This window comes from Actinotalea sp. JY-7885 (genome assembly GCF_014525465.1).
GTDB lineage: Bacteria > Actinomycetota > Actinomycetes > Actinomycetales > Cellulomonadaceae > Actinotalea.
Map to the genome: position 1 here is coordinate 1 of NZ_JACEXH010000011.1, position 18,548 is coordinate 18,548.

At 74.0% G+C, this 18,548-nt stretch carries 18 protein-coding genes; 15 read left to right on the plus strand and 3 right to left on the minus strand.

Annotated elements, in window-relative coordinates:
• From IDM29_RS02285 to IDM29_RS02325, 9 genes are all read left to right on the plus strand, one after another.
• Window positions 1-645: DUF4232 domain-containing protein (locus IDM29_RS02285; protein WP_188037154.1), on the plus strand; the 645-nt coding region annotated here is incomplete at its 5' end.
• A 129-nt stretch (window positions 646-774) separates the two neighbouring features.
• Window positions 775-1,806 (plus strand): ROK family protein, encoded by a 1,032-nt coding sequence (locus IDM29_RS02290; protein WP_182111240.1) that lies wholly within the window; start codon window positions 775-777, stop codon window positions 1,804-1,806.
• Window positions 1,799-2,752, plus strand: coding sequence for a carbohydrate ABC transporter permease (locus tag IDM29_RS17575; protein WP_182111241.1), 954 nt, complete (start codon window positions 1,799-1,801; stop codon window positions 2,750-2,752). The genes IDM29_RS02290 and IDM29_RS17575 overlap by 8 nt, the downstream gene beginning before the upstream one ends.
• A complete protein-coding gene (locus IDM29_RS02300) occupies window positions 2,749-3,573 on the plus strand; it encodes a carbohydrate ABC transporter permease (protein WP_182111242.1) in 825 nt (274 codons plus the stop codon). Before IDM29_RS17575 ends, IDM29_RS02300 begins: the two co-directional genes overlap by 4 nt.
• A 100-nt stretch (window positions 3,574-3,673) precedes the next feature.
• The gene (locus tag IDM29_RS02305) at window positions 3,674-4,969 is read left to right on the plus strand and encodes an ABC transporter substrate-binding protein (protein ID WP_182111243.1); all 1,296 of its coding nucleotides are present in this window, start codon (window positions 3,674-3,676) and stop codon (window positions 4,967-4,969) included.
• Between the two features lie 102 nt (window positions 4,970-5,071).
• Window positions 5,072-7,282 (plus strand): family 78 glycoside hydrolase catalytic domain, encoded by a 2,211-nt coding sequence (locus IDM29_RS02310; protein ID WP_182111244.1) that lies wholly within the window; start codon window positions 5,072-5,074, stop codon window positions 7,280-7,282.
• Window positions 7,279-8,865: a beta-N-acetylhexosaminidase gene (locus tag IDM29_RS02315; protein ID WP_182111245.1), complete on the plus strand. Its 1,587-nt coding sequence runs from the start codon at window positions 7,279-7,281 to the stop codon at window positions 8,863-8,865. The genes IDM29_RS02310 and IDM29_RS02315 overlap by 4 nt, the downstream gene beginning before the upstream one ends.
• Before the next feature lie 73 nt (window positions 8,866-8,938).
• The gene (locus tag IDM29_RS02320) at window positions 8,939-10,387 is read left to right on the plus strand and encodes an L-fucose/L-arabinose isomerase family protein (protein WP_182111246.1); all 1,449 of its coding nucleotides are present in this window, start codon (window positions 8,939-8,941) and stop codon (window positions 10,385-10,387) included.
• An 85-nt stretch (window positions 10,388-10,472) separates the two neighbouring features.
• The gene (locus IDM29_RS02325; protein WP_182111247.1) at window positions 10,473-11,153 is read left to right on the plus strand and encodes a GntR family transcriptional regulator; all 681 of its coding nucleotides are present in this window, start codon (window positions 10,473-10,475) and stop codon (window positions 11,151-11,153) included.
• Between the two features lie 51 nt (window positions 11,154-11,204).
• Here the strand turns inward: IDM29_RS02325 and IDM29_RS02330 are convergent, their stop codons facing one another.
• A complete protein-coding gene (locus tag IDM29_RS02330; protein ID WP_182111248.1) occupies window positions 11,205-12,122 on the minus strand; it encodes an NAD(P)-dependent oxidoreductase in 918 nt (305 codons plus the stop codon).
• The gene (locus IDM29_RS02335; RefSeq protein WP_182111249.1) at window positions 12,119-13,615 is read right to left on the minus strand and encodes a lactate racemase domain-containing protein; all 1,497 of its coding nucleotides are present in this window, start codon (window positions 13,613-13,615) and stop codon (window positions 12,119-12,121) included. The genes IDM29_RS02330 and IDM29_RS02335 overlap by 4 nt, the downstream gene beginning before the upstream one ends.
• Window positions 13,616-13,705: 90 nt before the next feature.
• Between IDM29_RS02335 and larE the strand changes: the two genes are divergently transcribed.
• The 4 genes from larE to IDM29_RS02355 are packed head-to-tail and all read left to right on the plus strand — an operon-like array spanning window position 13,706 to window position 16,842.
• Complete coding sequence (larE, locus tag IDM29_RS02340) at window positions 13,706-14,626, plus strand: ATP-dependent sacrificial sulfur transferase LarE (RefSeq protein WP_182111250.1); 921 nt, start codon at window positions 13,706-13,708, stop codon at window positions 14,624-14,626.
• The gene (gene larB / locus IDM29_RS17580) at window positions 14,613-16,118 is read left to right on the plus strand and encodes a nickel pincer cofactor biosynthesis protein LarB (RefSeq protein WP_182111251.1); all 1,506 of its coding nucleotides are present in this window, start codon (window positions 14,613-14,615) and stop codon (window positions 16,116-16,118) included. Before larE ends, larB begins: the two co-directional genes overlap by 14 nt.
• The gene (locus tag IDM29_RS02350; protein ID WP_182111252.1) at window positions 16,115-16,483 is read left to right on the plus strand and encodes a YidH family protein; all 369 of its coding nucleotides are present in this window, start codon (window positions 16,115-16,117) and stop codon (window positions 16,481-16,483) included. The genes larB and IDM29_RS02350 overlap by 4 nt, the downstream gene beginning before the upstream one ends.
• Window positions 16,480-16,842 (plus strand): DUF202 domain-containing protein, encoded by a 363-nt coding sequence (locus IDM29_RS02355; RefSeq protein ID WP_182111253.1) that lies wholly within the window; start codon window positions 16,480-16,482, stop codon window positions 16,840-16,842. Before IDM29_RS02350 ends, IDM29_RS02355 begins: the two co-directional genes overlap by 4 nt.
• Before the next feature lie 30 nt (window positions 16,843-16,872).
• Here IDM29_RS02355 and IDM29_RS02360 read toward each other — a convergent pair whose 3' ends face one another.
• Window positions 16,873-17,301 (minus strand): OsmC family protein, encoded by a 429-nt coding sequence (locus IDM29_RS02360; protein WP_182111254.1) that lies wholly within the window; start codon window positions 17,299-17,301, stop codon window positions 16,873-16,875.
• Between the two features lie 147 nt (window positions 17,302-17,448).
• On the opposite strand from IDM29_RS02360, the gene IDM29_RS02365 reads away from it, so the two are divergent.
• Entirely contained in the window at window positions 17,449-17,790 is a 342-nt protein-coding gene (locus tag IDM29_RS02365) for an S-adenosylmethionine decarboxylase (protein ID WP_220457938.1), read from the plus strand.
• A complete protein-coding gene (locus IDM29_RS02370; protein ID WP_182111255.1) occupies window positions 17,790-18,530 on the plus strand; it encodes a hypothetical protein in 741 nt (246 codons plus the stop codon). The genes IDM29_RS02365 and IDM29_RS02370 overlap by 1 nt, the downstream gene beginning before the upstream one ends.
• The last annotated feature ends 18 nt before the right edge of the window (window positions 18,531-18,548 follow it).

Here is an 18,548-nt window from a genome sequence, read left to right on the forward strand (position 1 = left end):
GGCGTCTGCGCCGCCGGCCTCGCGCTCGGCGCCCTCACGGGCTGCGGCCCGAGCGGCGACCCGCCCGCCCCCTCGGCACGGCCCCCCGCGACCGCGGCGCCACCCACCGAGGGCGACCTCCCGCCCGGGTGGGACGAGGCGCCGGACTCCCCCGTCGTCCCGGACCACGAGCTGTCGCAGGCGGACGTCGACGCGCTGCTCCGCGTCACAGCGACCGGACCGCAGGATGCGACCACCTGCGACGGCAACGCCGTCACGTACGAGCTGACCGGGTTCGACGCCGCGCTCGGCCACCGGTACGCGACGCTCGTCGTCACGAACACCGGCGAGGGCGCCTGCACCGTGTCGGGGTACGTCGGCCTGGGAGCGCGCGGGACGTGGGGCCACCGCCTCGAGCTGCTCGCCGAGCAGCGGGCCGCTGACGGCGGCGCCGCGACCCCCCGCCCGGTCGAGCTGCCTCCCGGCGGCTCGGCCCGCGCGGCACTCGAGTGGACCGGGGAGCTCGCGGGCGCCGAGTCGGAGCCCGTCTCCTCGCTCGCCGTCCAGCTGGCGCACGGACAGCCCGCGCGCCTCGTCACGGCGGTGGGCCTGGACATCGGCATGCTCACGACGGTCCGCATCGGCCCCCTGACGCCGGCGCCCTGACCCTCGCCCGGGCGGGCGCGCCCACGGTGGCCGCCCGCCCCGTCTCCCCGCCCGAGCGCCTGGCAGCCCGCGAGAGATCTCCCGGGAATCGCCTTCCCAAAGGATTGTTAGGGACCTATCCTTACCGACATGAAACATGTAGTTTCACGAAAGCCCTCGGCAGAGCCGCCGGAGGCCGGGGCCGGGGCGCCGGTCCGCGTCGGGGTCGACGTCGGGGGGACCAAGGTGCTCGCCGTGGTCCTCGACCCCCGGGGCACGATCGTCGGCCAGGCGCGACGCCCCACGGGGCACGGACCGGACGCCGTCGTCGAGAGCATCGTCGCGGCGGCGGTGGCCGCCCTGGAGCATGCCGGGACGCCCCTCGCCGCGGTCGCGTCGCTCGGCGTGGGCATGCCCGGCGCGGTCGACGCGGCGACCGGCGTGGTGCGCGACGCGGTCAACCTGGGGATCACTGCACTGGACCTCCGTGCGGTGCTCACCGAGCGCCTGGGCGCTCCGACGTACGTGGAGAACGACGTCAACGCCGCGGCCGTGGCCGCCTACGACGCCTTCGGCGGCGGCTGCCGCTGCGTGGCGTACCTCAACCTCGGCACGGGACTGGCCGCCGGGTTCGTGCTGGACGGCGCGCTGTGGCGAGGGGCCACGGGCGTCGCCGGGGAGATCGGCCACCTCGTCGTCGACCCGGCCGGCGCGCCGTGCGCGTGCGGACTGCGCGGCTGCCTGGAGACGGTCGCCTCAGGACTCGCGATCGCGCGGTCGTGGCCGGTCGCCGGCGACCACCCCGCGGCGCTCATGCTGGCAGCCGCGGCGCGGGGCGACGCCGCGGCGGCAGCCGCCGCCCGGAGCTTTGCTTCCGGGGTCCTGGCCGCTGCTCGGCTCGTCGTCCTGACCGTGGACGCGGAGCTCGTGCTGCTCGGCGGCGGTCTCGCGAACCTCGGCGCACCGCTTCTGCAGCTGCTGACGCAGCTCGACGCGCAGGAGTCGGCGGCGTCGCCGTTCGCGGCGTCGCTGGCGCTGTCCGCGCGCATCCGCCTGGTGCCGCCCGACTACCCGGTCGCGGCGCTCGGAGCTGCCCGGCTGGGTGGCTCGGACGCGGCACCGCCCCTCGGTTCGGCAGCAGCCCCCGACCAGGCCGGCGAGCGTGGGTGGGCCCGTGTCTGAGCCCGGCACCGCCGCGACCCGGCGTCGCGCGACGCGCCCTGCGCCGACCCCCACGGAGCCGCACCGCCCTCGGCGCGGCCGCCGACGGGGCTCCTACGTCCCGTGGTGGTTCGCCGCCCCCGCGATCGTCCTCTTCCTGGCGCTGACCGTCCGCGCCAGCATCGAGGGCGTCTCCATCTCCTTCACCGACTGGAACGGCCTCAGCCCGGAGCGCGAGTTCGTCGGGCTGGACAACTTCGTCTCGATCTTCACCGCGCCCGACGGGCTGGGGGCCGTCACCCGGACCTTCATCATCGCCTTCGCGCTGGTCGTCATCCAGAACGTGGCCGGCATGCTGCTCGCGCTGGCCCTGAACACGAAGATCAAGTCCCGGCTCGTCCTGCGGACCGTCTTCTTCGCCCCCGCGGTCCTCTCGCCCGTCGTGCTCGGGTACACGTTCAAGTACATCGTCGCGCCCGACGGGCCGGTCAACGAGGTCCTGGCGGTCGTGGGCGTCGACACGCCGCCCAACTGGCTCGGCACCCCGAGCCTCGGGCTGGCCGTGATCATCTTCGTGATCGCCTGGCAGTCCGTCGGCTCGACCATGGTGATCTACCTGGCGGGGCTGCAGGGCGTCCCGCCGGACGTCCTCGAGGCCGCGAGCCTCGACGGTGCAGGCCCCGTGCGCACCTTCTTCAGCGTCACCCTGCCGTACCTGTCCCACGCCGTGACGATCAACATGGTCCTGACCATGATCGCCGGTCTCCGCGTCTTCGACGAGGTGTACGTCCTGACCGGCGGGGGGCCCGCGAACCAGACCCAGACGATCTCCACCCTCCTGGTCCAGGAGGCGTTCAAGTTCGGCAACTACGGCTACGGCGCGGCCCTGGCCGTGGTCCTCAGCGTCGTCATCGCCGTCCTCACGGCCATCCAGTTCACCCTGCTCCGGAGGCAGCGAAGCGCATGAGATCCCGCTACACGTTCCGCACCGGCGTCCTCGAGGCCGTCATGATCGTGGTCGCGCTGCTCTTCGCGGTGCCGTTCTACCTCCTGGTCAACGTGGCGTTCCGGCAGGAGGGGACCACGAGCTCCGCGCTCGAGCCCAGCGTCCCGCCATCGTTCGACGGCGTCGTCACGGCGTGGGTCGACGGCGGCCTCGCCAAGGCCCTGGTGACCAGCATCCTCGTCACCGTCGTGAGCAGCGTGATCGTCATCGCCGTCTCGGCGATGGCGAGCTACTACCTCGTGCGCGGCACCGGCTGGTTCTCTAGCGCCTGGTCCGTCGTCTTCCTCGGCGGCCTCATGCTCCCGCTCCAGCTCGCCGCCCTGCCCCTCTACACGATGATCCGCGACCTGGGACTGATCGGGTCGCCGTGGGGCCTCGTCGTCGTCTACTCCTCGATCTACCTGCCCTTCTCCATCTTCCTGTACACGCTCTTCCTGCGGGCGCTGCCCGGCGAGTTCGAGGAGTCGGCGCAGATCGAGGGCTGCGGCCCCTTCCAGACCTTCCGGTACGTGGTCTTCCCGCTGCTGCGGCCGATCACCCTCACCATCGCGATCCTCAACGGCATCGCCATGTACAACGACTTCTTCACCCCCCTGCTCTACCTGGCCGGCAGCGGGGAGCAGACCGTGACGGTCGCGATCACGTCCTTCGTGGGCGAGTACGTCACGGAGTGGCAGGTCGTGTTCTCCGGCCTGCTCCTCGCCTCCATCCCCGTCCTGATCGCCTTCGCGCTGCTGCAGAAGCAGGTCATCGGCGGGTTCGCGGGCGGGCTCAAGGGCTAGGACCTCGCATCCCCCCGCCCGGGCAGAACGTGACGCACGGGGACGGCAGAGCGACCGCGACCACCGGACGGTGGCGCGGAGACAACGAAAGGACACTGCAATGGAGCACCGCAGGCTGGCCCCGCTCGTCGTGGCCGCACTGGCACTGATGTCCCTGACGGCGTGCAGCTCGGCCGCGGAGGAGCCCGAGGCACCGGAGACCGGCGGCGGGTCCGAGGGCGGCGAGGTCAGCGGCGAGCTGTCCTTCCTCTCGCCGTGGACCAAGGTGCAGACCGAGCCCCTGATCGCCGCGTTCGAGGAGTCGCACGAGGGCACGACCGTCAACGTCACGTACGTCGCGGGCAACGAGAACGCGCAGCAGCTGCTCTCGACGCAGCTGTCCGCCGGCAACGCCCCCGACGTGCTCTACCTCAACCCGGGGGCCGGCTCGCCGACCTCGGTGGGCGTCCTGGCCGAGAACGGCTATCTCGCCGACCTCTCCGACGCCCCGTGGGCGGACCAGCTCGAGGAGCCGTACCGGTCCTTCCTCAGCTACGAGGACAAGGTCTACGGCTTCCCCTCCACGGCCTTCGGCATCGGCGCCATCTACAACCAGACGGCGATGGAGGCGGCGGGCCTGACGCCGCCGACCACCTGGAGCGAGGTGCTCGACTTCTGCGCCGACGCCCAGGACGCCGGCCTGCCGGCCTACGTGCTCGGCGCGAACATGGCGTGGATCTCGCAGCTGATCCCGTACGCGCTCGCCTCGACGCTGGTCGACAGCAAGGACCCCGAGTTCGAGGCCGGCGTGGGCACGGAGAACGACTTCACGGACAGCGAGTGGGTCACGGTCATGGAGAAGTACGGCGAGATGATCGACGCCGGCTGCTTCCAGCAGAACCCGACCGGCACGGACGGTCCGGCGTCCTACGTCATGCTCGGCAAGGGCGAGGCCCTCGCGGCGGTCCAGGTCGGCGCGCTTCTCTCGGAGATCCAGAAGAACGCCGAGGAGGGCACGGTCTTCGAGATGGTCCCCCTGCCCGCGACGGACGACCCCGACGAGACGACGCTCCCCGCGTCGCTCAGCTCCACCATGGGCGTCAACGCCGACGCGAAGAACCCCGAGCTCGCCATGGCGTTCGTGAACTGGATGAGCGAGGTCGAGCAGCTCTCGATGCTGGCCGAGCTGCAGGCCGGCGCGGTGCCGACCATCGGCGCGGAGAACTTCGAGGCGCCCGTCGAGGTGGCGGTCTTCCAGCAGTTCCAGGCCGAGGGCCGCACCACGCCGGCGCCCGACGTGTCGTGGCCCAACCCCGAGGTCCAGGCAGCCCTCCAGGCGGGCGCGCAGGGGATGCTCGTTGGCTCGTCGACCGCTGAGTCGGTGACCGCCGACATGCAGGCGGCGGCGCAGAAGTAGCCGCGGAAGCAGGCCGGGCCGGTGGGCGTCGCACGCGTGGCGCCCACCGGACGACCCTGCCGCGGCGACCGCCGCGGCGCACCAGCGAGGAGAGGTTCGGCGATGGCGTTCACCCAGGAGCTCGGCGAGTGGATCACCGAGGCCCGCCACCACGAGGACGGCACGGGCCTGCCGGTCCTGGGGACCGTCGTCGAGATCGGCGACGACGTCGTCGCGGCGCACCTCGCGGTCGCGTGCCTCGGCGTCTTCCGGGCGCGGGTCAACGGCGAGGACGTCGGCGACGCGGCGCTCCAGCCGGGGTACACCGACTACCGGCGCCGCGTCGAGGTGGTCGAGCACGACGTCCTGGCTCACCTGCGGCCGGGGGCGAACACCGTGCGGCTCGACCTCGCCGGCGGCATGTACCGCTCCGTGCGCACGGACGACCGGTGGACGAAGGTCGAGCAGGACCTCGGCGACGTCGCCGCGGCTGCGCAGCTCCGCCTCGTGCACGCCGACGGCAGCCGCAGGACCGTCACGACCGACGCGACCTGGGGCGCGGTGCCCGGTGCGACGACTGTCTCGAACTGGGTAGGCGGCGAGGACTACGACGCCGCCCTCGAGCCCGACGACTCCCCCGCGGGCATCCGCGCGTGGCAGTCCGCCGTGCCCGCCCGGGTTCCCGACGGCGTGGTGGCCGTCGCGCAGCGCAGCCTGCCCGTGCGGGTCGTCGAGCACGTGCCCGCTGTCGCCGTCACCGAACCCGCGCCCGGGACGTACGTGGTCGACTTCGGCGTCAACGTCGCGGGGTGGCCGAGCCTGTCCCTGCCCGCGGCCGCCGAGGTCCGGCTCCGGCCCGCCGAGCTCCTGCTCCCCGACGGCTCCGTCGACGTGCGCACGCAGGGGTGGGGGCCCGTCTACCACCGCGTGCGCACGGCGGCCGAGCCCGCGACCTGGCGACCGCTCGGCATGTACAACGGCCTGCGCTACCTCGAGGTCACGGGTCTGGCGCAGGCTCCGAAGCCGCAGGACGTCAGCGTGCTGGTCCTGGCGGCCGACGCGCCGGCCTCGGGCTCGCTGAGCACCTCCAACGCGCAGATCGACGCGATCGAGCGGATCACGCGCCGGGCGATCCGCTCGAACATGTTCTCGGTGATGACCGACTGCCCGCAGCGCGAGAAGCTGGGGTACATCGAGCAGGTGCACCTGGTCTTCGACGTGCTGGTCCGGACCTACGCCGTGCGCCCGATCCTCGACCACACCGTCGACCTCGTCGTCGAGGCGCAGCGCCCGGACGGCAGCATCGGCCTCTACGTCCCCGAGTGGCACGAGTTCCCCGACCCGTGGCGCGGCGACCCGAACTGGGGCGGCGCCGTCGTGCTCCTGCCCTGGGCCCTGCACCGCGAGTTCGGTGACACCGAGGTGCTCCACCGGGCGTTCGGGGCGATGGACGCGTACCTGGAGTACCTGTGGTCGGCCACCGTCGACGGGCTCCTCCTGGAAGGGCTCGGCGACTTCAACGGTGCGTCGGTCAAGAAGTTCCGCTACGTGCCCCTGGTCTCCACCGCGACGCTGGTCAAGCTGCTCACCGTCGCGGCCCAGGTCGCCGACGTGGTGGACCGGCCGGAACGCGCCGGGCTCTGGCGCGAGCGGGCCGCGACGGGGGCTGCGCGGTTCCACGCCGAGTTCGCCCGCGCGGACGGTGGCTTCGGTGAGGGCTCGATCGCGGAGGAGATCCTCGTGCTCGACGCCGGCCTCGTCACCGAGGCGGAGCACGACGCGCTGCTCGACCGCATCGAGCGGCGCATCGTGGCCGACGGCTACTACCTCGACGTCGGCGAGGTCGCGATGGCGGCGCTGGTCCGGCACCTGGGGGCGGGCGGGCGGCACGAGACGCTGTTCGCCACGACGCAGGTCTCCGACCGGCCCAGCTATGGGTACATGCTCAAGCACGGCGCCACCAGCCTCACCGAGACCTGGGACGGGCCGACCTTCGGGTTCAGCCAGAACCACTTCATGAACGGCGCGATCGTGTCCTGGCTGTCCGAGCACGTGGTGGGGATCCGTCGCGACGGCGACGAGCCGGGCTTCACCCGGGCCCTCATCCAGCCCGCGCCCTGCGGCGACCTCCGGCACGCGTCCGGGCACTACGACTCGCCCGCGGGGACCATCCGGGCCGCCTGGCGGGTCACCGACGGGGCGATCACGGTCAGCGGTGAGCTGCCGCCGGGGCTGCCCGGCCGCGTCGTGATGCCGTCCGGGGCCGCGCACGACCTCGGGGCCGGGAAGTTCGCCGTCGCGGAGCCGTACCCCACCGGGAGCGTGACGCGATGAGCCTGGTCCCGTGGCCGACCCGCGTCGAGCCGGCGCCGGGGCGGCTCGAGGTCGCCGCCCTGTCTCCCGACGCCTCCTGGGACGAGCACTGGTCCGGACGGTGCGCGGACCTGCCCGCCCTCGCCGACCTGCCCCTGCGGGGCGACGGCCTCCCGCTCCGGCTGGTCCCCCGCGAGTCCGGCACGACCGACGGGCTCCCGGCGCTGCCCCCGCTGGGGCCGGACGGCGAGGTCGCCGACGAGCGGTACCGGCTGCGGGTGGACCGCACCGGCGTCGAGGTGCACGCGGCCGGACCCGAGGGAGCCTTCCGGGCGCTGACCACCCTGCGGCAGCTGCTCGCCGCGGCCGGCGGCGTCGACGGCATCGCCCGCCCGGACGTCGCCGAGATCCAGGACGGGCCTCGCTACGGCTGGCGCGGGCTGTCGCTCGACGTCGTGCGCACGTTCTTCACCGTGGCCGAGGTGATGGCGGTCATCGACCTCATGACGCTCTACAAGCTCAACGTGCTGCACCTGCACCTGACCGACGACCAGGGCTGGCGCCTCGAGGTGCCCGGCCGCCCCGAGCTGACGCGGACGAGCGCCGGCACGGCCTACGCGGGCCGCCCGGGCGGCTTCTACTCCACGGCGGAGCTGCGCGAGATCGTCCGGTACGCGGCCGACCGGTTCGTGCGCGTGGTGCCGGAGGTCGACATCCCCGGGCACAGCGGCGCCGTCCTGCGGGCCTACCCCCACCTGGGGCGCGGCCACGGCGAGCCGGGCGGGTACGCCTCCCACCTGCACCTCGACCACCGGCAGCCGGAGACGTTCGTCTTCCTCCAGCAGGTCGTCGATACCCTGGTCGACCTGACCCCGGGCCCGTACCTCCACCTCGGTGGGGACGAGGCCTTCGGGATGGGCGCCGAAGAGTACGCCACGTTCTGGTCGCGCTTCACCGCCGAGGTCGACCTCCGAGGGCGGCGCCTGGTCGGCTGGCAGGAGCTGTCGCGGGGCGGCCTCGGGGGCGACCCGCTGCTGCAGCACTGGCGCGACAGCTCCCGGACCGATGCCGAGGGCACGGCCGAGATGCGCCGCGCGCTCGGGCTCCCGGACGCGGCGCAGCTCGCCCTGCTCGTCGCCGCCGGGCGGGCCGACGTCGACCGCATGCGGCGGGACGGCAACCGGGTGATCGTCTCGCCCGCCACGGTCGCGTACCTCGACCGGCCGTACGCCGACGTGTCCACGGACCCGGAGGATGTCGCCCTGCGCGACGCCCTCGGCCTGCGCCTGTACGAGCCGATGACCGTCGAGGAGTACTACGCGTGGGACCCGGCGACGGTCGTGCCGGACCTGCCCGCCGACCAGGTCGTCGGCGTGGAGGCGGCCATGTGGACCGAGACCGTCGCCTCCGTGGCGGAGCTGCAGTTCATGCTGCTCCCCCGCCTCGCCGGGGTCGCCGAGAAGGCGTGGTCGACCGCGCCGCGCCCCTGGCAGGACTTCCGTGGGCGCCTGGCCGGGCAGGTGCCGCTGTGGGAGGCGCAGGGATGGCGCTACTTCCGGGCGGCCTCGGTGTGGCCCGACCCGCCCGTCGGACCCGCTCGATGAACTTCGCGCCGAGGAACGGGACCGTGACCCTGCCGAGCGCACCGTCACCCGCCGCAGCACCACGAGGAGCCGCATGACCACCGCACCGCTCGACGAGCTCGTCCCGTTCCGCCGGCGTCGGCCCCGCATCGGCCTCGTGTCCGGCGGTCTCGGCACCTACTGGCCGCAGTTCCCGGGACTGCTCCCCCAGCTGCAGCAGTCCGCCCGGTACGTCGCCGAGCGCTTCGAGGGCCTCGACGTCGACGTCGTCGACGCGGGGTTCGTCTCCGACGCGCAGGAGGGCGCGGCCGCGGCCGAGACGCTCCGCGTGGCGGACTGCGACCTGATCGTCCTCTTCCTCACCACCTACCTCACGTCCTCGATGGTGCTGCCGGTCGCCCAGCGCAGCGGTGCGCCGGTGCTGGTCATCGACCTGCAGCCGACCGAGGCCATGGACCACGCGACCTTCGACACCGGGCAGTGGCTGGCCTACTGCAGCCAGTGCTCGGTGCCCGAGGTCGGCAACGTCTTCCGGCGGGCGGGGATCGAATTCCGCTCCGTGTCCGGCCACCTGCGCAGCGAGCGCGCGTGGACCCGCATCGACCGCTGGGTCCGCGCGGCCGGCGTCCGCGCGCGCCTGCGCACCGCGCGCCACGGCCTGCTCGGCCACCTCTACCCCGGGATGCTCGACGTCGCGACCGACCTCACGCTCCTGCCCACCCAGCTCGGCTCGCACGTCGAGGTGCTCGAGATCGACGACCTGCGGGTGCGGGTCGCGCAGGTGCGCGACGACGAGCTCGCGGCGCGCCTCCGGCTGGCCCACGAGCTGTTCGAGCTGGACGCCTCCGTCGACCCGGTGGATCTGGAGTGGGCGGCACGGGTCTCCGTCGGGCTCGACCGGCTGGTCGCCGACTTCGACCTCGACTCCCTGGCCTACTACCACCGGGGCCTCGAGGGCGAGCAGCACGAGCGGCTCGGCGCCGGCATGATCCTCGGCGCCTCGCTCCTGACCGCGCGCGGCATCCCCGCCGCCGGGGAGTACGAGCTGCGCACCAGCGTCGCCATGCTCGCGACCCAGGCGCTCGGCGCGGGCGGGTCGTTCACCGAGATCCAGGCGCTCAACTTCCACGACGACGTCGTCGAGATGGGGCACGACGGGCCGGCGCACCTGGCCGTGAGCGCGCAGCAGCCGCTGCTGCGCGGGCTCGGGGTCTTCCACGGCAAGCGGGGCTGGGGCGTGTCGGTCGAGTTCGACGTCCGACCGGGTCCGGTGACGACAGTCGGCCTGGGCCAGGAGCGCGACGGCCGGCTCACCTTCCTCACGAGCGAGGGCGAGGTCGTGCCGGGCCCGCTGCTGGCGATCGGGAACACGACGTCGCGCGTGGCCTTCGGGTGCGACCCCGGCGAGTGGGTCGACGCGTGGAGCGCCTCCGGCGTCGGGCACCACTGGGCGCTCGCGCTCGGTCACCGGTCGGCCGACGTTGCCGCCGTGGCGAGCCTCCTGGGCGTCGAGCACCGCCACGTGAGCGGCGGCGCGCACTGATGCGGGGGCCGGTTCGTCCTGCGGGGCGCCCGCTAGTGTCGTGCTCACCAGCCCGCACAGCCACCGAGACAGGACGTGCCCGGCGATGAGCTCCCTCACCCCTCTCCCGCAGGTGGCCCGCGTGGCGGACACCGTCTACGCCACGCTGCGCGGCGCCATCCTCGAGGGCGGCCTCGCCCCCGGGAGCCGGCTCAGCGTGCCCCAGCTCGCCCAGCAGCTCGCGGTGAGCCGGAGCCCCGTGCGCGAGGCGGTCCAGCGCCTCGTGCAGGACGGTCTGGCGACCGAGGAGCCGCACCGCGGCGCGGTCGTCGCCGTGCTGGACCCGTCCGAGCTGCTGCCGCTCTACGAGGTGCGCGAGGTGCTCGAGGGACTGTCCGCGCGTCTCGCGGCCGAGCGCGGCACCCCCGAGGAGATCGAGACCCTGCGCGAGGCGTACGACCGCCACGCGGAGGCGCTCGCCGGGGGCGCCTCGGACCAGCACGTCCCGCTCGACCTCGCGTTCCACGCCGCGCTGCGGGCGGCGGCGCACAACAGCGAGCTCCATACGTCGCTCGACCGGGTCCAGGGCAAGATCGCGGTCGCCATGCTCGGCGGCGACCCGGCGAACTGGTCGCATCAGGCGATCAAGGAGCACCACGCCATCCTGCAGGCGGTCGTCGACCGGCGACCGGACGAGGCGGAGCAGGCGGCGCGGGCGCACATCGTGCGTATCCGGCACGACATCGCAGCCCGGTTCGCCGTCCCGGACCGTCCGGCCGGGACCTAGGCCGGTCGGCGCGGGTCGGACCGACGCCGCGCCGACCGACGACGGACGAGCTCAGTGCCGCCTCGCGGTGCGGCCCGTGATCTCCTCGAGCACCCTCAGCACCGCGATCGAGTCCTCGTGCCCGTGCCCCGCGGCCAGCGCCATGGTGTTGAGGTGCTGGGCCGCCGGGCCGACGGCGAGCGGCACGCCGAGGCTGTCGGCGAGACGGAGCGCGAGGCCGTTGTCCTTGTGCATCAGGTGCAGCGAGAACGTCGGGCTGAAGTCGCCCGCCACCGCGCGCGGCGCGACGTCTCGGAAGAGCCCGCTCACCGACGCCGCCCCGGAGTCCAGTAGCGTGTCCACGAACATGCCAGGGTCGACGCCCGCCGCCTCGGCCAGGAGCAGCACCTCCGCCGTGGCGGCGTTGATGGTGCCGAGCATGAGGTTGTTGAGCAGCTTGATCGTCTGTCCCGCACCGACCGGGCCGGCGAGCAGGATCCGTGCCGCCACGGGCGCGAGAGCCCGTCGCGCCGTCTCCAGGACGTCCTCGTCCCCGCCGACCGCCAGCGTCCAGCGGCCCACCGCCTCGGGCCGCCCGAGGACCGGGCAGTCGGCGTAGCGGCCGCCCGCCGCGCGGAGCAGCTCGTCGCTGCGCCGCGCGGTGGCGGGGTCGATCGTGCTCGTGTCGAGGACCGTCGGGGCGGGCCGCCGCGACGCCGCGACCTGCGCGACGACGTCGGCGACGACGTCCGGCGTCGGCAGCGAGAGCACGACCACGTCGCAGCGGTCCACGAGGTCGGCGAGGTCCTGCGCCAGCGCGACGCCGGCGGTGGCGGCACGGTCGCGCGCCCCCGGATCCGGGTCGTAGGCGAGAACGCCGTCCAGGACGCGGGCGATGGGCAGCCCCATCGCCCCGAGTCCGACCACGCCGACGCGGGCGCCGCCGGCGGTGCCCGCCGGTCGGGTTGCACCGCCGGTGGGTGTGGTCATGACGCGGGTCCTCTCGTGTCGGTGGTCGGCACATCATGGCGGGATGCCTGGGCGAGGGCCTCCGGACCGTCCTTGAGGCACAGGTGCACGGCCGCCGTCCGGAAGGCGCGGGGCAGCGCGAGGACCCGCGGCTGCGGGCCGACGTACTTGCGCTTCGCGTCCGCGAGGGCCTCCTCGAACGTCGCCCGGGTCTTCATCCCCATGCCTCGCGCGTACCCCGGCTCGCGCGCGCCCACGAGGTACACGGCCGACGTGTTCATCTCGGCGATGTGACCGGAACTGATCATCGAGAACCCGTGGAACGGGTGGAACCCGTAGCCGAAGCGGTAGCGGCGGATCAGCTCCGCGTCGGTAGCCAGCAGCTCCGCGTAGGCGTTGACGTCGGGGAGCTGCTGGTTGCCGTTCGTCTGGAACATGTCGTAGATCGCGCGGTAGCCCGTGAACAGCTCGTCGTGGAACCAGCCGTCGCAGATCGAGGACGCGATGATGACGCAGTTGTCGGCCAGGACGCGCTTGTGCCGCACGACCTGGGCCGAGATGGCCTGCATGATCATGAGCGGGTTGGTGCCCATGCCGTCGCCGTAGTGGAACGACTGCGGCAGGCCGAACACCATCACGTCGTACTTCTGCTCGGCGAACGGCACGAAGGTCCGCCGGTCCGCGACGGGCCACGACGCGCGTTGCACGCTCTCCGCGTCGCCCGCGTGCACCGCGATCTGCCGCGCGCGCGTGTCCAGCACCGCGTCGACGCAGAAGAGCCTGCGTCCCATCCGCTCCTCGATGTGGCGCCCGATCTGCTCGAACTTGCTGCGCATCAGCGAGCGATGGCTCACGGGCGTGAAGTCCGGCCGGTGCATGACCTTGGGGACGTGGTGCGCGGCGATGCAGCGCCAGTGGGTGATGCCCGTCGCGATGTGCTTGTACGCACCGGAGTAGCCGCCGTACGGGTTGCCGAGGGTGTGCCCGATCATCACGACGACGTCGGCTTCGAACACGGCACGGTTCACGATGACCGGGTCCCCCTGGGCCGTGCGGCCGAGGTCGACGAGGTTCGCCTCGTCCTCGCTGTCGTGGTTGACGAGGCGGCCGCCGGAGAACTCGGCGTAGAGGTCCGGGCCGAGGATGCCCCGCAGCTCCGCCTCGGTGTTCTTGGCGTGCAGCCCGTTGGAGCACAGCAGCAGGATGTCGCCGGGCGCCACCCCGGCCGCCTCCAGCTCGTCGAGCACGAGGCGGATCGCGACGCGCCGGTGCGAGGTCGCGTGCTCCCCTCCCTTCACGCGGTCGGGGAAGACGATGACGACGCGCGAGCCGGGACCCGCCTGCTCGCCGATCGGCGGGAGACCCAGCGGCGCGCGCAGGGCGGCGCGGGTGGCACCGATCGGGTCCGGGAGGAACGCCGGGTCCGCGACGGTCTCCCCCGGCACGAACACGTCGGTGTCGTCCGGCAGCTCCGCCGTCATGGTCCCGTGGCCGTACTCGAGGTCGACCTTCATGCGGGCTCCTTCGGCAGTCTGTGCATGTTGCATGCAGTATCCTCTACGGAACGGTGCCCGGGCACCAGGCAGGAGGATGACGTGGTCCGCATGGCCCCACCCGCCGCCCGCGGCGACCTCGCCGCGCGCGAGCCGGAGGAGACCTCCGCGGAGGCGGTCGAGCAGCGGATCGTCACCGCGCTGGCCCGCACCGGTGCCGACGGCCGACCCGCGTTCTCCCCCGGTTCCCCCCTCGGCGTCGCGTACTCCGGGGGCGTCGACTCCGCGGTCGTGGTCGCCGTCGCCGCACGTGCCTTCGGCGCGGGGGCGGTGCGCGCGCTGCTCGGCGTCTCGCCGTCGCTGGCGCGGCGTGAGCGCACGCTCGCGCACGCCACCGCGGCAGGGCTCGGGGTGCAGGTCGTCGAGGTCCCCACCCACGAGATGGCCAACCCGGCGTACCGCGCCAACGCGGCCGACCGCTGCTTCCACTGCAAGGACGAGCTCTTCACACGCATCGACGACGACCTCGTCGCGCGCCTGCGTCTGGCCGCCGTCGCCTACGGCGAGAACGCGGACGACGTGCTGCGGCCCGACCGACCCGGGTCGCGCGCCGCGAGCGCCCACGCCGTGCTGCGGCCGCTCGCTGATGCCGGCGTGACGAAGGCGGAGGTGCGCGCGGTTGCGCGCCGCCTGGGCCTGACGGTCGCCGAGAAGCCGGCCGCGCCCTGCCTCGCCTCGCGGATCCCGCACGGCGTCGAGGTCACTCCCGAGCGCCTGCGGCAGGCGGAGGCGGCCGAGGACGCCGTGCTGCGGCTCGGTTTCGCCGACTGCCGCGTGCGCCATCACGGGGAGGTCGCGCGCATCGAGGTCCCCGCCGCGGACCTCGGACGACTCGTCGCGCCCGACGTGCGAGGCGAGCTGGTCGCGGCGGTGCGCGCGGTCGGATTCCGGTTCGTCACCGTCGACCTGGCCGGTATCCAGTCCGGCGCCTTCACCCTGCCCCTGGTCGAGGTCAGCCGTGGACCGCGATGACCTGAGCGGCGTGGCCCACCTCGACCACGACCGCCTCCGGCGCCGCGGCTACCCGGAGGCCGTCCTCGCCGACGCCAAGACACCGGAGCAGCTCGGCAGGATCGCGCGCGCCCTGCGCGAGCGCGGCCCCGACCGCCTCCCGACGGTCTTCACACGGGTCGACGACGCACGGGCCGCCGCCGTGCTCGCCGAGCTGCCCGACGCGCGGTACGAGCCCGTGCCCCGCCTGGTGATCTGGCCGGCGGCACCGCCCGAGGTCAGCGGCGGCCTCGTGGTCGTGGCGTGCGCGGGCACCTCGGACCTCCCTGTCGCGACGGAGGCGGCGCTCGTCGCCTCGTCCTCGGGCCGACCGACCGAGCTGGTCGTGGACATCGGCGTCGCCGGCCTGCACCGGGTGCTGGACCGGCTCGAGCTGCTGCGCTCAGCCGCCGCGATCGTCGTCGTTGCGGGGATGGACGGCGCCCTGCCCGGCGTGATCGCGGGACTGGTCAGCGCCCCCGTGGTGGCCGTCCCGACGTCGGTCGGCTACGGCGCCGCCTTCGGCGGTCTCGCGCCCCTGCTCACCATGCTCACGTCGTGCGCGCCGGGCGTCGCGGTCGTCAACATCGACAACGGGTACGGCGCGGGCCACCTCGCCGCGCAGATCGCGGCGCCCGCGACACCACCGGCCGCCGCTGCACCGGACACCGCGGCACCGGACACGGCCGTGGGCCGGACGCTGTGGCTCGACGCCTCCGCGGGGATCGCGGGCGACATGCTGCTCGGCGCCCTGCTGGACGCGGGCGCACCGCTCGCGTCGGTGCAGGCGGCGGTCGACGCCGTCACCCCCGGCTCCGTCCGGCTCTCCGTGCGGCCGGTGACACGCGGCGGCCAGCGTGCGACGAAGGTCGACGTCGACGTGCTCGTGCCGGACCCGCCCCACCGCACCTGGGCCGCCGTCGAGGAGCACCTCGAGGCGGCACCGCTGCACGCCGAGACCCGCGCCCTCGCGTCGGCCGTCTTCCGGCGGCTCGCCGAGGCGGAGGGTCACGTCCACGGCGTCGACCCGGCGTCGGTGCACTTCCACGAGGTCGGGGCCCTGGACGCGATCGCGGACGTGGTCGGGACCTGCGAGGCGCTGCGCCTGCTCGGCGTCACCGAGGTCGTCGGCACGCCCGTGGCGGTGGGCAGCGGCCACGTGGACGGCGCCCACGGCCGCATGCCGGTGCCCGTGCCGGCCGTGGCGCAGCTGGCCCTCGGCTGGCCGACCACCTCCGGGGACCTGGCGAGACCCCCGGGCGACCACGAGGGGTCCGGCGGCGGCGCACTGGGCGAGCTCGCGACACCGACCGGGATGGCCCTGCTGCGCGCGCTTGCCCCCGGCTGGGGGCCGGTGCCCACCATGGTCACGGTCGCCGTGGGCGTCGGCGCCGGCACCCGGGACCCCGCAGGCCGTGCCAACGTCGTCCGCGCGGTCCTCGGGCACCGGGGAGCACCGGCGGCCGCACGGTGAGCGGCCCGGAACGCCGGTTCCCCCGCGCCGTGTACGGCGGTGGGAGGGAGCCGGACGTCCGCTTCTCCCTGGCCAACGAACGCACGTTCCTGGCCTGGATCCGGACCTCCCTCGCCCTGCTGGCCGTCGGCATCGCCCTCGAGGCCCTGCCCCTGCCGATGGAGCCGGGGCTGCGCCGGGCGGCCGCGCTCCTCTTCCTCGCGATGGGCGCCGCGACACCGGTGCAGGCGTGGTTCGGGTGGGTGCGCGTCGAGCGGGCGATCCGCCACGACCGGCCCCTGCCCGCGTCGCTCCTCGCCGCACCGCTCACGGTCGGGATCCTGCTGGCCGTGGCGCTGCTCGGCGTCGGCGTCCTCGTCGCGTGAGGGGCGGCGCGCGGCACGTCCCCTTCGACCCGGGGCTGCAGCCCGAGCGGACCGCGCTGGCGTGGCGGCGCACGTCGCTCACCCTCATGGTCGGACCCCTGGTCGCCGTGCGGCTGCTGGCTCCGGAGCTCCGGGCCTCCGCCGTGGTCGTCGCGGCCCTCGGAGCCCTCGGCGGGTTCGCCCTGGCCGTCGGCGCGGCACGTCGGGACCGGCGCACCAGCGCCGCCCTCAGCGGCGTCGCCGGCTCCCCGGGCCTGCCCGGGGCGGGCCTACCCGGGGCGGGCCTCCTGCTGCTGCTCGCGACGGTGACCGCCGGGTGCGGGGCGGGCGTCGTCGTGCTCGTGCTGCTCGCCGGGTAGGCGCGAGCCCTCCGCAGCCTCAGGGCGGCGTCACGCCCCCGCGAGCCGCACCGTCACCGGTGTGCCCGCCTCGATCGTTCGCGACACCGTGCAGGTGCGATCGTGCGACGTCGCCAGGGCGCGCGGCAGGATCGCGCGCGCCGCGTCCCCTGCCTCGCCCTCGGGGAACGTGACCGTGAACGTCACCCGGACGTCCGTGAGGCGGTTGCCGGTCTCGTCGCGCACCTTGAGCGCCTCGACGTCGGCCGTGAACGTCTCGGGCGTCGCCCGGCGAGCCGTCACGGCGTCGACGTCGACGGCGCTGCACCCGGCGACCGCCGCGAGGAGCAGCTCCACGGGCGTGAAGTCCGTCCCGTCGCCGCCGCCCATCCGCACGACGCCGCCGCGGTCGTTGCTCGCGACGTACACCCCCTGGCCCTCGCGCCGGAGGGACACGTGGCGTCGACTCTGCTCGCTCATCGGACGATCGTCCCACTCGCGGCGCACCGACATGACCCCACGTGACAGAGCAGCGATGACAAGGGCCGTTCGGGTGACGACGAAACCGGGCGATGATCACCGACCGCCCGATACTCGGAGCACATCCACCCCGACCGAGGAGTCACAGTGCTCGACCTTGCCCCCACCATCTGCCGCCAGCGTCTCGTCGTCGAGGGCCTGTGCCGCGAGCCGATCACGGCGGAGGCCATCTCCGCGTACCTCTCGCGGCTCTCGAAGGAGATCGACATGGTCGCCCTCATGGAGCCGGCGACGCACCAGTCGCCGCTGTACGGCTGGGCCGGGTGGATCCACTGGGAGACGTCCGGCGCGCACTTCTACGCCTGGGACGAGCCCGACCTGTTCTTCAGCGTCGACATCTACGCCTGCAAGCCGTTCTCCGTCGACGCCGTCGTGACCTACACCCGCGAGTTCTTCGACGCGACGACGGTCGTCCACAAGGAGTTCTGATGGCACCGCACCTGGCGCTCCACTTCGACGTCACCGGCGACCTGCGGGAGTCGGCGCTCGCGTGCGAGGCCGAGGTCTTCTCCGCCTGGTACGGCAACACCCGCGAGGAGCTCGACCTGGAGTACGGCCCGTACGACGACGACTCGGCGTTCCTCGTCCTCGCGGCCGACGACGACGTGATCGGCGCGGTCCGGCTCCTGGCCCCGGGGGGCGCCGCGGGCCTCAAGACGCTCGTCGAGCTCGACCGCGAGCCCTGGGGGGTCGACGGGAGGCGTGCGGCCGCCGCGGCCGGGCTCGACCTGTCGACGACCTGGGAGATCGCTACCCTGGGCGTGCGCCGCGACACCAAGGCCCTGAGCCAGCACCTCGGGGTGGCGCTCTACCACGGGCTGATCAACGTGTGCCGCGCCAACGGCATGTCCGCCTACGTCGCCGTGCTCGACGAGCGCGTCCGGCGCATGCTGACCGCGGTCGGCCTGACGAGCCGCGCCCTGCCCGGCACCCGCACCGCGCCGTACCTCGGCTCGGCGGCGAGCACCCCGGTCTACACGATGTGCGCCTCGACGCTCGACGCCCAGCGGCGCGATCTGCCCGACGCGTACCGGCTCGTCACGCTCGGCGTCGGGCTCGACGGCGTCGACGTGCCGCCGCTGACCGAGTTCCGGCTGCGGCGCGACCGTTCGGCGTCGCCGGAGCGGGCCCTGCTCGACCCGCTCACCGCGGAGCCGCTCATGGCGTGACCCACCGCGGCCCGACGC